General features: G+C 45.1%; 18 protein-coding genes. 16 read left to right on the forward strand and 2 right to left on the reverse strand.

Translation table 11 applies throughout. The features are described from left to right. Positions 1-2: 2 nt before the first annotated feature. The gene (locus E0496_RS16560) at positions 3-125 is read left to right on the forward strand and encodes a DinB family protein (protein WP_277755862.1); all 123 of its coding nucleotides are present in this window, start codon (positions 3-5) and stop codon (positions 123-125) included. Positions 126-299: 174 nt separating this feature from the next. Next, positions 300-1,076, forward strand: a complete 777-nt coding sequence (gene fabI / locus E0496_RS16565) for an enoyl-ACP reductase FabI (RefSeq protein ID WP_139998665.1) — start codon at positions 300-302, stop codon at positions 1,074-1,076. Positions 1,077-1,206: 130 nt separating this feature from the next. Here fabI and nagZ read toward each other — a convergent pair whose 3' ends face one another. Beyond that, positions 1,207-2,478, reverse strand: coding sequence for a beta-N-acetylhexosaminidase (gene nagZ / locus E0496_RS16570; RefSeq protein WP_141502890.1), 1,272 nt, complete (start codon positions 2,476-2,478; stop codon positions 1,207-1,209). Positions 2,479-2,664: 186 nt separating this feature from the next. On the opposite strand from nagZ, the gene E0496_RS16575 reads away from it, so the two are divergent. Next, entirely contained in the window at positions 2,665-3,858 is a 1,194-nt protein-coding gene (locus E0496_RS16575) for an oxalate decarboxylase family bicupin (RefSeq protein ID WP_141502891.1), read from the forward strand. 68 nt (positions 3,859-3,926) lie between these two features. Here E0496_RS16575 and E0496_RS16580 read toward each other — a convergent pair whose 3' ends face one another. Then, positions 3,927-4,289 carry a winged helix-turn-helix transcriptional regulator gene (locus E0496_RS16580; protein ID WP_141502892.1) on the reverse strand — a complete coding sequence of 121 codons (363 nt, stop codon included), beginning with the start codon at positions 4,287-4,289 and terminating at the stop codon, positions 3,927-3,929. 158 nt (positions 4,290-4,447) lie between these two features. Between E0496_RS16580 and E0496_RS16585 the strand changes: the two genes are divergently transcribed. The 13 genes from E0496_RS16585 to E0496_RS16645 all read left to right on the forward strand — a co-directional run bounded on the left by E0496_RS16585 (position 4,448) and on the right by E0496_RS16645 (position 13,979). Continuing rightward, positions 4,448-5,647: an MFS transporter gene (locus E0496_RS16585; protein WP_141502931.1), complete on the forward strand. Its 1,200-nt coding sequence runs from the start codon at positions 4,448-4,450 to the stop codon at positions 5,645-5,647. A 29-nt stretch (positions 5,648-5,676) separates the two neighbouring features. Continuing rightward, the gene (locus E0496_RS16590) at positions 5,677-6,519 is read left to right on the forward strand and encodes an aldo/keto reductase (RefSeq protein WP_141502893.1); all 843 of its coding nucleotides are present in this window, start codon (positions 5,677-5,679) and stop codon (positions 6,517-6,519) included. 138 nt (positions 6,520-6,657) lie between these two features. After that, complete coding sequence (locus tag E0496_RS16595; RefSeq protein ID WP_141502894.1) at positions 6,658-6,882, forward strand: hypothetical protein; 225 nt, start codon at positions 6,658-6,660, stop codon at positions 6,880-6,882. Between the two features lie 33 nt (positions 6,883-6,915). Continuing rightward, positions 6,916-7,473, forward strand: coding sequence for an NUDIX hydrolase (locus tag E0496_RS16600; RefSeq protein WP_141502895.1), 558 nt, complete (start codon positions 6,916-6,918; stop codon positions 7,471-7,473). 78 nt (positions 7,474-7,551) lie between these two features. Continuing rightward, positions 7,552-8,301 carry a phosphoribosylformimino-5-aminoimidazole carboxamide ribotide isomerase gene (gene hisA, locus E0496_RS16605; RefSeq protein ID WP_141502896.1) on the forward strand — a complete coding sequence of 250 codons (750 nt, stop codon included), beginning with the start codon at positions 7,552-7,554 and terminating at the stop codon, positions 8,299-8,301. A gap of 232 nt (positions 8,302-8,533) precedes the next feature. Continuing rightward, positions 8,534-9,472: an aminoglycoside phosphotransferase family protein gene (locus E0496_RS16610; RefSeq protein WP_141502897.1), complete on the forward strand. Its 939-nt coding sequence runs from the start codon at positions 8,534-8,536 to the stop codon at positions 9,470-9,472. Between the two features lie 2 nt (positions 9,473-9,474). Beyond that, complete coding sequence (locus E0496_RS16615; protein ID WP_141502898.1) at positions 9,475-9,897, forward strand: hypothetical protein; 423 nt, start codon at positions 9,475-9,477, stop codon at positions 9,895-9,897. Between the two features lie 61 nt (positions 9,898-9,958). Further along, on the forward strand, positions 9,959-10,621 hold the full coding sequence (locus E0496_RS16620; RefSeq protein WP_141502899.1) for an HAD family hydrolase: 663 nt from the start codon (positions 9,959-9,961) through the stop codon (positions 10,619-10,621). A 12-nt stretch (positions 10,622-10,633) separates the two neighbouring features. Then, positions 10,634-11,182 (forward strand): hypothetical protein, encoded by a 549-nt coding sequence (locus tag E0496_RS16625; RefSeq protein WP_141502900.1) that lies wholly within the window; start codon positions 10,634-10,636, stop codon positions 11,180-11,182. Beyond that, on the forward strand, positions 11,163-11,558 hold the full coding sequence (locus E0496_RS16630) for a GNAT family N-acetyltransferase (RefSeq protein ID WP_141502901.1): 396 nt from the start codon (positions 11,163-11,165) through the stop codon (positions 11,556-11,558). Before E0496_RS16625 ends, E0496_RS16630 begins: the two co-directional genes overlap by 20 nt. A 33-nt stretch (positions 11,559-11,591) precedes the next feature. After that, positions 11,592-12,326 carry an alpha/beta fold hydrolase gene (locus E0496_RS16635; RefSeq protein WP_141502902.1) on the forward strand — a complete coding sequence of 245 codons (735 nt, stop codon included), beginning with the start codon at positions 11,592-11,594 and terminating at the stop codon, positions 12,324-12,326. A 152-nt stretch (positions 12,327-12,478) separates the two neighbouring features. After that, positions 12,479-13,477: an ABC transporter substrate-binding protein gene (locus tag E0496_RS16640; RefSeq protein ID WP_421924057.1), complete on the forward strand. Its 999-nt coding sequence runs from the start codon at positions 12,479-12,481 to the stop codon at positions 13,475-13,477. Positions 13,478-13,619: 142 nt separating this feature from the next. Further along, on the forward strand, positions 13,620-13,979 hold the full coding sequence (locus tag E0496_RS16645) for a glyoxalase superfamily protein (RefSeq protein WP_241674834.1): 360 nt from the start codon (positions 13,620-13,622) through the stop codon (positions 13,977-13,979). Positions 13,980-13,995: the final 16 nt, after the last annotated feature.

The following is a 13,995-nucleotide window of genomic DNA, read 5'->3' on the forward strand; positions in this document are numbered from 1 at the left end:
TTTTGATGCATGTTTCCTTGCATGGGAGCTATCATCGCGGGCAAATGGCCTCATCGCTCAGACAAGCCGGGGCTGAACCGGTCAATACCGACTATATTGCTTATGTGCGTTCTTTTGAAGGCTAATCATGCTCCGTATTGCTTGGTTTCTCATTATGAAGTTGAATATTTAGAACGATATCGTTAGTATAGAACAAGGCATGACGTTTTTTTGCATAGATAACCGTATGAGCGCGTATCCACTCGGGTTACACCTATACGATTTCAAAAAAAGAGAGAAGCACAACTAGGAGGAGCAGCATGTCGAACTTACTGGAAAACAAAAACATCGTCATCATGGGCGTTGCGAATGACCGCAGCATTGCTTGGGGAGTAGCTAAATCCCTTCACAAGCAAGGAGCCAACCTTATTTTTACTTACCGCAAAGAGAGATCATTGGATAAGCTAACAAAGCTGCTGGAGCAGCATCAAATCACCGCTCTTCAGACGGTATCCTGCGATGTACTGGATGATGAAAGCGTAACGGCTGCTTTTCAGGACATTCAGCAGAAGTCTGGTATCATACACGGAGTGGTTCATTCGGTTGCTTTTGCCGATAAGGATGAGCTGCAAGGGGAATATGTGGATACGACTAGAGAGGGCTATCTGCTCGCACAGAATTCAAGTGCCTATTCATTGGTTGCCGTTGCCCGCGAAGCTAAGAAGCTAATGACCGAAGGCGGAAGCATTGTAACGCAAACGTATATTGGCGCAGAACGCGTTGTGAAAAACTATAATGTGATGGGTGTGGCGAAAGCTGCACTTGAAGCCAGCGTGATGTATTTGGCAGAGGATTTGGGGAAATACGGCATCCGTGTCAATGCGGTATCCGCAGGACCGATCCGAACGCTGGCAGCCAAAGGCGTATCAGGCTTCAACGACATTATGTCGACCATTGAAGAACGAGCGCCGCTGCGCCGCAATATCGACCAGGACGAGGTTGGCGACGCGACCATGTTCCTTCTAAGCCAATTGTCCCGTGGAATTACTGGCGAAGTGCTTCATGTCGATGCCGGCTATCATATTCTAGGTTTGTAAGCAGTACAAAAAGGCTCAGATTCCGTAATGGAATCTGAGCCTTTTAATATGGCCAACTTTTTCTAACGAAGAGGATTCTGGTTCAGCGCTCCAAGATCTGATTTTAAGGTGATAGAAGGGCAATGGCCATCTACTTTTGTTTTTTCGCTTGTAATGCGGATTGAATGTGATGATTCACGGCTTCGATATCAACGGAGGCCGTCGCATTATCTTTCAGCTGGTATTTGTCCTTTAAGCTCAGGATGCGATAAACGCTCTGATCCATCCGCTCTTTAGTAAGCACACCATCGCGGGCAGCTTGCTTAAGCGATTTGAGGACTGAAATTTGTGTTGCATAATCATGCCCAATTAAAATAATGTCGCTACCGGCTTGCACGGAATCTACGGCTGCCTCGCCGACATTAAAATGCTCCGTAATTCCGCCCATCGTCATATCGTCAGTAATGACAACACCATCATAATCAAGTTCCTCGCGAAGCAATCCGGTAATCATCTTCTTCGACAAGGAAGCCGGGTAATCCGGGTCGATCTTTGGAATCAATAAATGAGCAATCATGATCGCATCGGCACCCTGCTGAATGGCCTCTTCAAACGGAAGCAGCTCGAAGGCTTTTAATTCATCGAGCGTCTTGTTAACGACAGGTAGGTCCAAGTGTGAATCGACGGAGGTATCTCCGTGACCGGGGAAATGCTTGACTACAGCCGCTACCTGTTTGGATTGAATGGCCTTCATGGTCTCGATGCCATGTGTAATGACAGTATCAGCTTTAGCGCCAAAGGAGCGATTGCCAATGACCGGATTTTTGGGATTGCTGTTAATATCAAGGACGGGCGCAAAATCCATATTAAAGCCAAGCGCGCGTACTTCTTCGCCAAGAGCTTGTCCGATTAAATTCGTATAGTTGGCATTAGCAGCTTTGCCAACATCGGCAGCAGGCGGCAGCTTCTTAAATTCATCCGGCATCCGGCTCACTTTCCCGCCTTCTTGATCGATGCTTAGCCATAGCGGCGCTTGGTTACCCTGGTTTGCCTGTTTAAGCTGATTTAAAAACTTGAGTGTTTGTGATGCACCGGTAATGTTATCCTTGTATAGGATAAATCCGCCAACATGATAGCTGTCGATCATTTCTTTGGCATGATCCTGTATGGATGTGCCTTCTAATCCGACAAGGACCATCTGGCCTATTTTTTCATCCAGGGTCATATCGGCAATTTTTTCTGCAATTGGATCGATGGCTGCTGTAGGCTCGGCAGTTGGAGCTGCGGATGGTTCGATAATAGGTTGTGTGCTCGGAACAACAGTTGGATTCGTAGAAGAATCGGTTCCATTTGAAGTGTTTGTACTGCTGCAGCCTGAAAAAATAAGCATAATGGAAATAACGGTAGCTATTTTCAAGTTCATCAACGATACCTCTTTCTAGCAATATCCCCTTGAATAAGTTGGGGCATACCAAGCTAATGTTTTTAACTGACGAGGATTGACGATCAGATGTTGGAGCAGAAAACCACATATATCACTCTCTCACATCATAAGCTGTATAGGTCATGAATGCCATGATTAGATGAACAAGTGATAGGGAGTGGAAGAATGGAAAATCCACCTCATGACGGGAAAGACAACAAACAAGTTCCACAGCCTTTTAGAAAGAGTGACGGTGCTGGCGGGATTGACCGTGGTCCGAGGGATATCATGCGTGATAAAGAAAATCCGAATATGTTCGTGCCGCCAGTGACAGACGCCGGTTTGCTTCCCAATTTGAAATTTTCTTATTCAGATACGCATATGCAACTAAATCAAGGAGGTTGGTCTCGGGAAATTACGGTCCGTGACCTGCCTATTGCGACAACACTTGCTGGCGTGAACATGAGCCTTAATGCAGGCGGAGTTCGCGAGCTTCACTGGCACCAGCAGGCAGAGTGGGCCTATATGCTTATTGGAAAAGCAAGGATTACTTCTGTGGATCAAGTCGGCCGTAATTTTATTGCTGATGTCGGAGAAGGTGATCTGTGGTATTTTCCTGCCGGCATTCCTCATTCCATTCAAGGCCTTGAGGGCGGATGCGAGTTTTTACTCGTTTTTGATGACGGCAGCTTCTCCGACCTCAACACACTTTCGATTTCCGATTGGTTTGCTCATACGCCAAAGGAAGTGCTCTCTGCTAATTTTGGCGTCCCGGAACAGGCGTTTAAGGACATACCATCCGATCAGGTCTATATTTATCAGGATAAAGTGCCAGGTACACTTGAGAGTCAGAAGGTTCAATCTCCCTACGGAACGATACCGCTGAGCTTTACGCACAGCCTGCTTGCTCAGCCGCCGCTTAAAACGCCTGGAGGCAGCGTGCGTATTGTGGATTCCTCCAACTTTCCGATCTCGAAGACGGTTGCTGCCGCCTTAGTGGAAGTAGAGCCGGGAGGAATGAGAGAGCTACACTGGCATCCGAATAATGACGAGTGGCAGTATTACCTTGCCGGACAAGGGCGGATGACGGTTTTTGCCGGAAACGGGGCTGCGCGAACCTTCGACTATCGTGCGGGAGATGTCGGATATGTTCCATTTGCGTATGGTCATTATATCCAAAATACGGGAGAGCAATCCTTATGGTTTTTGGAAATATTCAAAAGCGACCGTTTCGTCGATGTTTCGCTGAATCAATGGATGGCTTTAACGCCGTGTGAGTTGGTTAAGAGTAATTTGAATGTCGGAGACGAGCTGCTGGATGCGCTGCGCAAACAAAAGTGGCCGGTTGTGAAGTATCCGGGTTTTTCTTATGAGCCTTAAAGAATCTGATACAAAATAAGAAGAATTTCCATTTGCCTGAGCCGGGCGCGTTGGAAATTCTTCTTTTTTTATTTGTTGAAAATATTTTCTTCCAGCACATCATGTTTATTGCCCAATACTTTCACGATATGGCATTCTCCCCAAGCCGATAGCGAATCCAAGATAGCTTTCAAGCTTTGGCCATATTCACTGAGTTGATACTCGACCTTAGGGGGAACCTGATTATATACGATGCGATTTATAATTCCGTCTTCTTCAAGCTCTCTAAGCTGCTGCGTCAGCATCTTTTGGGTAATGTCAGGAATGAGCCGCTTGAGCTCACTTGTCCTCTTCAAACCATGCGTCAAATGGCATAGGATGATGCATTTCCACTTGCCACCGATAACCTCTAGTGTGGCCTCCACACTCACGTTATATTTCTTTTTGATCATGCTGTGACTCCTCTATGTTCATGATATGGGTACTTAAAAGTACCTATAGTACTTATAAGTACGTACTGTTCAATTTGCTCGGCATAACCGATAATAACATTCATCGGCCGATCAACGCTACACTATTTATTATATAGACAGAGGATGGGGGAAGCATGATGACAACAGAAAAAAGAAGAAGTACATTAGCGCTGCTGGCGTTAGCAGTTAGCGCGTTTGCCATAGGAACAACGGAATTCATTAGCGTCGGATTGCTGCCGCTCATTTCGCAGGACTTGAATATTTCGGTTACGACAGCCGGTTTAACCGTGACGTTATATGCGCTAGGAGTGATGTTCGGCGCACCGATTCTCACATCCTTGACGACGAAGATACCGCGAAAAACGCTGTTGCTGGCGATCATGGTTGTCTTTATTATCGGAAACTCGCTAGCAGCTACGGCTTCGACGATAACATTTTTGCTGATTGCGAGAATTATTTCGGCTTTTGCACACGGTGTGTTTATGTCCATTGGGTCCACGATCGCCGCTGACGTTGTCTCTTCAGACCGCAGAGCAAGCGCGATTGCGATTATGTTTACGGGATTGACCGTTGCTACGATAACCGGTGTACCTATCGGAACGTTTATTGGACAGCAACTGGGTTGGCGAGCTGCTTTTATTGCAATCGTTATTGTAGGAATTATAGCGTTCATCGCGAACAGCATTCTTGTCCCATCTGATTTGCGCAAAGGTACGCCGACGACAATTGCCCAGCAAATGAAGCTGTTTACGAATGGCCGATTGCTGCTCATCTTTATCATTACAGCATTAGGTTATGGCGGAACCTTTGCCGTATTCACTTATTTAGCCCCAATGTTACAGGAATTAAGCGGGTTTAAAGAAAATCATGTGACCGTTATTCTGCTCTTTTATGGAATCGCGATTGCAATTGGCAATGTAATTGGCGGGAAGTTAGCCAATCGCAAGCCTTTAAAAGCATTATTTTATATGTTTATTATACAAGCCGTTGTATTGTTTATTCTGGCAATTACAGCTCCATTTAAAATCGCCGCGCTGATTACGATCCTCCTGATGGGCCTGTTCCATTTCATGAACGTTGCAGGGCTTCAGGTCTATGTGGTCATGCTGGCTGAGAGGTTGATGCCTGGCGGCGTCGATGTTGCTTCAGCCATTAACATTGCGGCGTTTAATGCAGGTATTGCCATTGGTGCATATCTAGGCGGAGTAGTGACCGATTCCATTGGACTGATTCATACGTCTTGGTTTGGCGGGATTATGGTGGTGGCAGCCGTGCTGTTGACGGGCTGGAGTCTCAAGCTGGAGCGCAAGGATAATTTGAAAGAAAAGACAGTTTAAATATACTATTTGACTAGCGGAGGAAACCTATAATGAAACATTTACAAGCGACAACAACTTTGCATAATGGCGTGGAAATGCCTTGGTTTGGCCTAGGCGTATTTAAAGTAGAGGAAGGCGAAGAGCTGGAACAGGCGGTAGCTTCAGCAATTAAAAATGGATATCGGAGCATCGATACCGCAGCCATCTACGGTAACGAAGCGGGTGTTGGAAGAGGAATCAAGCTGGGACTTCAGCAAGCAGGCATTAGTCGCGAGCAGCTGTTTGTGACATCTAAAGTATGGAATGCAGATTTAGGCTACGAAGAGACGCTTGCGGCCTATAAGGCGAGTCTTGACAAGCTTGGACTTGATTATCTTGATCTTTATCTGATTCATTGGCCAGTGGAAGGAAAGTTCGCGGAAGCATGGCGTGCATTGGAAACCATATATAAAGAAGAAAAAGTGCGGGCGATTGGGATAAGCAATTTTCAAGTTCATCATATCGAGCATTTAATGAAAACAGCGAAAATCAAACCGATGATTAATCAAGTGGAGTATCACCCGCGATTAACGCAAGAAGAGCTTAGAGCATACTGCGCGCAAAACGGGATTCAACTCGAGGCTTGGTCACCGCTGATGCAAGGGCAGCTGCTTGACCACCCGCTTCTGCGGGAAATTGCGGACAGCTATAACAAATCAGTGGCACAGGTCATTTTACGCTGGGATTTGCAAAATGGCGTTGTTACCATACCGAAATCAACGAAGGAAACACGAATCATCGCTAATGCAGACGTATTTGATTTTGAGCTATCTGCAGAGGATATGGCCCGCATTAGCGGCTTGAATGAGAATCACCGCGTAGGTCCGGACCCGGATAATTTCGATTTTTAATAGGGGAGAGACAAAGAATGTTATATTCTTTGTCTCTTTTTTTGGTATTTCCCACCTAACCATGAAGTTACTCGGCACCAATCGGAAATTGTGTTAAAATATGTATTAGACCAAATTATGATGAGCGGAGGCCATGAAATGGAAAAAGACAAAAACAACCTTCATGAAACGCAGACATCAAGAATGGAAACGGTAAGTTCCTTTCAACCCCTCTATGAGGATGCGCAGCGGATTGAAGGCGGTGGCGTCCCTAAAAAGGTGATTTGGAGTACACTGCCCAAGGGCATTCGGGTGATTGGCTATATTTTTACTGCACTTGCTGTAGCTATGCTCCTTATCGCACTTAGCACAAATTTCTATTGATTTTTACTTTCATATTTAGGAGATATTTTTAACATGCTAAAGTATAATATTTGTTTTATTAAGCGCGGGGATGAAATCCTATTGCTCAACCGGGAAAGGTCTAGTTGGATGGGCTGCTGGAACGGTATTGGAGGCAAGCTTGATCCTAAGGAGACGCCCCGCGACTCCATGATTAGAGAGCTGGAAGAGGAAACAGGCATTCAATCCTATTTATTGAAATTCAAAGGATTGGTTACATGGACGGGCGATGATTTTGACTTTGGTGGGATGTATGCCTATGTCGCTGAAGTGCCTGATGACTTTGAATATGTCACGCCGGTTAAAACGGACGAGGGGATTTTGGATTGGAAAAAAATAGATTGGATTCTGCACTCGGATAATGTCGGCATTGTTTCGAATATACCCATCACGCTGCCATACATGCTAAATGAACAGGAATGCTTCAATCATCATTGTGTGTATGAAAAGGGGAAGCTGCTAGACATTCATCATGACCGGATATCTCCGGATATCGAAAACGATGAAGTAAGCAGGGAGATTTTTTTTCATAGCTGTATAGCCAAACAACAAGTGATCATTTGCAGGTTATAGTTGATTTATGAGTGCGGTTTAGGTTATTTTGCATATAAGGATATCCCTACATAGAACCTACAGAATAGAGGAATGAAGTTGAAGTTTAGACCTTGTATCGACTTGCATGACGGGAAAGTGAAGCAAATTGTCGGTGAAACGCTGAATGCCGAAATCATTGAAAATTTTGTATCCAAGCAAGATTCTGCATATTATGCCGAGCTGTTCAAGACGGATGCGTTAACAGGCGGGCATGTGATTATGCTTGGCGGCGGAAACGAAGCAGCGGCAGTTAGCGCTCTTGAGCAGTATCCTGGAGGGCTGCAAATTGGTGGCGGTATTACCACTGATAATGCTTCCTTCTATTTGGAGAAAGGCGCTTCGCATATCATCGTCACGTCCTATATCTTCAAAGATGGTCAACTGAATACGGATCATCTGGCGAAGATCGTTTCCGAGGTAGGCAAGGAAAGACTCGTAATCGATCTTAGCTGCAAGGAAAAGGACGGGAAATGGTTCGTCGTAACGAATCAGTGGAAGCAGTTCAGTAACTTTGAAGTTAATCAGGAAAACATCGCCTATCTCGAGCAGTTTTGTGATGAGTTTCTGGTCCATGCGGTAGATGTCGAGGGTAAGCAGCGCGGGATTCAACAAAGTCTTGTCAGCTCACTCGCGAATTGGGTCCGTATTCCGACCACTTATGCCGGCGGGGCAAGATCCATTGCGGACATGGATCAGTTTCGTGAGTTGTCTGGCGGCAAGCTTGATATAACGATCGGCAGTGCCCTTGATATCTTTGGCGGCAATTTATCTTATGATGAAGTTGTGGCGTACAGCAAGAAACAATAGACGATGAGTTTGACCGTCTTGGACTTAAATGAACGAATGGTAAAGTAAATGGCTGACTATAGGTTAGCCGTTTTTTTATTTCTTGTGTTGTTTCGGTGCAAGGGTGAATCACTTGACCCGACAAATTGAACCACGTTTACTTTTTGGAAAAGACGAAATGGGAAAAACGAGATTTAAAAATGGTTTCTCCATTTATAGGTGGTAATATATCAGATACGGAAGGAGGCGAGGGATGAGCGATCAAATGAAAGCTGAACTTTTTTTACGGGAAATTGAGTTTTTCCAAGGCAGCAGTCGGATTGAAAAGATCAATAAAGGCTATTCCGATGACCAGAAATTTATTGTTGAGAAGAATGGCGTGCTCTATTTGTTAAAAGGCTTTGCTATGGAGGAGTTAATTGCCAAGCAAGCCGAATATGACGCGATTTGCCAGATGCAGAAGTTCGATGTTAGATGCTCCAAACCGATAACTATCGGCTTATTGCCGCAAGGAAATATAGGTTATATGGTATTAACCTATGTTGAGGGTGAAGAAGCAACGGATGCACTTCCCACGTATTCACCAGACATCCAGTATGCGATTGGTTTGGAAGCGGGAGCAGAGCTGGCTAAAATGCACATATGGCATGCACCTGCGTCTAGCGAATCGTGGCATAACCGCAAGCTGGCTAAGCACAAGCGCTATATGGACGAGTACTTGAGACTGCCGAGCCAGTATAGGATAAAGGACGACAAGCGATTTCTGGCTTTTATTGACCGTCATCTGCATCGGATGAAGGGAAGGCCGAACGTTTTCCAGCACGACGATTTTCACGTAGGCAACTTGATTATCAAGCAAGGCGAGCTTGCCGGCGTTATCGATTTTAACCGGATGGATTGGGGCGATCCTGTTCATGATTTTTTGAAGGCAGGAATGTTCAGCAGCGAAGTAAGCATCCCCTTTACGATCGGCCAAATCAAGGGCTACCATGGCAATCGGGAACCTGATGAGCTGTTTTGGACACTCTATTCTTTGTATTTGGCGATGAGTATTGTTTCGTCTATTGTTTGGATTTTGAAAGTCAAGCCTGAAGAGCTTGGCATTATGACATCCAAGCTTGAGCGAGTGCTGGAGGAGCATGACCATTTTCATTCAACGATTCCAAGTTGGTATTTGAAGGAGCAATCATAACAATGAGACCGGATCATTATAAGCTAATGTACGATTTTGTAAGCTGGGCAGGTGAGCAATCCCATATTGCAGGCATAGCACTTGTAGGTCCCTGCGCAGACGATGAGAATGAGGAGGCGGGAGAGCTTACCTTCCTGCTTATTTCGGATAAAAAATCCAAAACCATAGATGCCATTTTACAGCAGTTTCATTTTGAACAAATGGAGCAAGTGTCCAAAGAAGACCGGGGATCGCTGGTTACGATTCGAATCAGTTATACTAGCGGCTTAGAAGCTGAGTTTGGCGTGGCTGATGAAGCCTGGCTGCAAGTGCCAATCGAGCAAGCGGCAGGTGATGCATTTATGCAAGGCTTCAAAGTCATTTGGGAACGTGAAGCACTGTTCGAAGAAATTGGGAGATATATTGAAAGACGCTTACTTGAATAATCGGAAGGCAACTCTAATTAAAACTTCTCAGATACTCATAGAAATAAAGGGAGGGGAAGCGATGAAGGAGATCCAAGCGGTTATTTTTGATTTAGACAATACGATTATAGACCGGACGAGTTCATTTCAATCATTCGCATCTTCCATGCTGGAGCATTATTTTAATCATGAAGCAGATCATTCCCAAATGCTTAACCTTGTGATGGAGTTAGACCAGGATGGCTATAAGGACAAGCGGGATCTGTTCGATGAGCTTCTTGTCAGCCTGCCATGGCTGAACAAGCCTGAGCAAGCCGAGCTTATGAGGTATTATCATGAGAACTATGCAAATAACGCGGTCCTCATGGAAAATGCACGAGCGGTCATTGGCTACATACGTGGCAAATACAAGACCGCTTTGATTACTAATGGAAGAAACTCTATTCAATATGGGAAATTGGATCATTTAGAACTTCGGGCGGCATTTGATTTTATCATCGTTTCGGAGGAAGCGGGCTATAAGAAGCCAGATCTTCGGATCTTTGAAGCTGCTTGCACGGGATTGAATCTCTATGCACACCAATGCCTTTACGTGGGCGATCATCCAGTAAACGATATCGAGGGCGCATGGCGTGCGGGAATGTCCACGATATGGATAAAGGTAAATCAGCCGTGGCGCGAGGAACTGGAAGCAAAGCCTCTGCATTCGATTAGCAGGTTCGACGAATTAAGACATATTCTTTGATAGGAGGAAAACATGAAGGTTATTTTGAGTGAAAATGATATCGTTAGCACGCAGCTTTCCTGGTTGTGCGTGAAGCCCATTTTGGAAGAGGTAAGAGGGAAGGAGGCAGCCGTTAAAAAGGATGCTTACAACCGATTGAATGATGCCCAAAAGGCGCTATATCTCTTTTATGCTTTCCATAATCATACGAACACGACAGCCGAGTTTTATTGGTTTGCTTCTTATTTTGTAAGTGAGCTGAAGGGCTGGCGAGAGCTGACTAAGGGGCTTCTATTTTACGGAGAAGAGCAGTTAGTCCTTATCTGTAATGAAATGGAGCAGGTGGTGACCGCTCACAACAAGCAAGCAGTTGGAACTTGGCGTCAGGCGCTTGCGTCGGATCTGGATCACGATACCGAGCTGCTCGGACAAGTGGCAAGGCTTTATGAGCAATACCGGCCCTCAGCAGAGAAAAGCATTCAGCGTATGAACGAATATGTAAAAAGCCATAGCGAGCAATTTTACCATTTGGAAGCTCAAGAAAGAGGGGATGAATCCGAAGATGATCCGATATCAAAATAATAAAGAACTAACAGCGGACGATCTATCCAAGGTGTTCGAAAGCTCGGGGATTAAACGTCCCTTTCAGGATCTGGATCGGCTGCAAAAAATGATTGAACATGCGGATATTATCATAAGCGCTTGGAATGGCGATACATTAGTAGGCGTGGCACGCGCGGTTACGGACTATTCCTATTGCTGTTACCTCTCAGATCTTGCGGTTAGCAAACCATACCAAAAGCTCGGGATCGGCAAGCAGCTTGTGGAGCGATTAAGGGAAACGCTTGGAGCAGAGGTATCGCTTGTACTTCTCTCCGCGCCATCGGCTATGGAGTATTATCCGCGTATTGGCTTTACCCAAACCGATAAAGGATTTGTTATAGCTAGGGGAAGATAACATGAGTGAGCTGCAGAGAAGTGGAGGATGTAGATGGAATCAAACTGGGCTGTCAATCAGGATACAAACATTCATTACATAGACACAAAGTATTTAGCTGATTCGAGTTTAACGCCGCTTATCATTTGTCCTGGATTATCGGAAACGGCAGAAGAATACAAGGATCTGTTATTATTTCTTATGCCTAGAAGAGCGATCGCGATATCCTTTCGCGGACGAGGCAGCAGCGATACTCCAGTAATGGGATATGACCTTAAGGAGCATATAACGGATCTTTCTGCGGTAGTCGAGCATTCCAAAGTGAAGCGTTTCCATCTTATGGGGAACTCTCGAGGTGTTTCCTACGCACTTGGGTACGCGCAAACCAACGAGGAACGTCTTGAATCCCTGTTAGTGGAGGACTATCCGGCGGAACATAAGCAAATGCCGACCGGATGGGCAGCTGATTACCTTTCTAACTATATCATTCCGACGAATCGGACTGCGAATATACGAGTTGAAGCCGTAGAAGGCATCCAGCGAGAGTCATCCGCTGTTTTTTTAAACGCAAATCTCAAGCTACCCGTTTTGGTCATGCGAGGTTTGCTTGAAGGATCATTGATCAACGATCAGGACCTTAGACAATATACAAGCATAATGAATAACGTAACGATTGCATCATTCGAACAATCTGCACACAATATTTGCTATAGGGAACAAGATAAGCTTTATCAAACAATCAGGCAGTTTTTGGATCAAACTGACATGGATAAACACTCAAAAAGATAGGATATTACCGTGGTAGCGCTTCCCTTTAAAGGATAAGATAAAAGGCTGAAAACCTATTTGACATTGAAAATGATAATTGTTATCATTAGGTGACTTTTGGGGTGACACGCTATCACTTCAAGCCAATATATCGTATTACAGGGGGAACTACCGTGAGTAAAGGCAACAACAAAAAATTTATGTTCGTTTTAGTAAGCTTGATGGTTATGTCCTTATGGCTGGCAGCTTGCGGCAACAATAAGACGAACAACGAGACGAACAGTGCTGCAACAAACGAAGCTGCTACGAATGCACCTGCGGCTACTGATGCGCCTACTGAAAGAATATTAACGGATGAGCTCGGCCATGAAGTTACCATACCTGCCAATCCACAACGCATTGTTGCATCGTATTTAGAGGATCATTTGGTTGCTTTGGGCATTAAACCTGTTGCGCAGTGGTCGGTGCCTAACGGCATTCAGGATTACCTGAGCGCAGATCTTGAAGGTATTCCTACCATTGCTTACGATCTTCCTTTCGAAGCGATGACGAGCTTTGAACCTGACCTTATCCTAATGGCATATGACGGCAATGTTGAAGGCGAGAAATTTGACCAATATACAAAGATCGCTCCAACCTTTACGATTGGTGATAAGCTGACGGCAGATTGGCGCGGAGCTTTGCTGAAAATCGGTGAGGTTGTAGGCAAAAGCGAAGAAGCGCAAAAAGTGCTGGACACATATGATGCTAAAGCAAAAGAAGCAAAAGAGAAATTGCAAGCCGCAGTGGCAGGCCAATCAGCGGCAGCGCTTTGGTTTGTCCAAGGCAACTTCTATATCGTAAGCGACCAGCTCTCAAGTGGCGACTTGCTTTACAATCAGCTTGGCTTAACTGTACCGGCGGTTGTAAAAGAAATCTCCGCTACGGGCACGGGCAACTGGAATGCGATTCCGCTTGAGAAGCTGGCGGAGCTTGATGCAGAACATATTTTCTTAATCAACAGCGGTACGGATACAGATTCACAAGCGCTGAGTGATCCCATTTGGAAAAACATCCCTGCAGTGAAAAACGGCAAGGTATATGAATATCCAAGCACATCCAGCTGGTTGTATGCAGGTACAATTGCATACTCCCAAGTTATCGATGATGTATTGGAAAGCATAGTGAAATAAGAGCGTTAGTAGCTAAAAGGACTGTTGTTACAGGCAATTATTGCTGTGATGACAGTCCTTTTTTGTATGACCAGCCTTTATAACCACTCTATATCCATGTATAATCGTGGAAGCAAGTATACTGGGGAGGGTGTCTAAAACGATGACTTTTCACATGAAGCCTGTCGTGCCGATTTTACGAATTTTTGATGAAGAAAAGGCCAAGCAGTTTTATTTTGAATTCTTATCCTTTACATGTGACTGGGAGCATCGCTTTGAGCCTGATCTGCCGCTCTACATGCAAATATCGAATGGGGATTGCATTCTCCACTTATCTGAACATCACGGTGATTGTACGCCGGGTTCAGCCATACGAATTGGAGTAGAGGATGCCATGGCACTTCAGAAGCATTTATTAAGCAAAGCCTACAAATTCGCCAGGCCAGGGTATGACGCTGAATGGGAGCAAGTGAGCTTAACCGATCCATTTGGCAATCGTCTTCACTTTTATACGTTGAAGTAAAAAGGAGCCTGATTAA

The organism is Paenibacillus luteus, assembly GCF_006542765.1.
GTDB classification, from domain to species: Bacteria; Bacillota; Bacilli; order Paenibacillales; family Paenibacillaceae; genus Pristimantibacillus; species Pristimantibacillus luteus.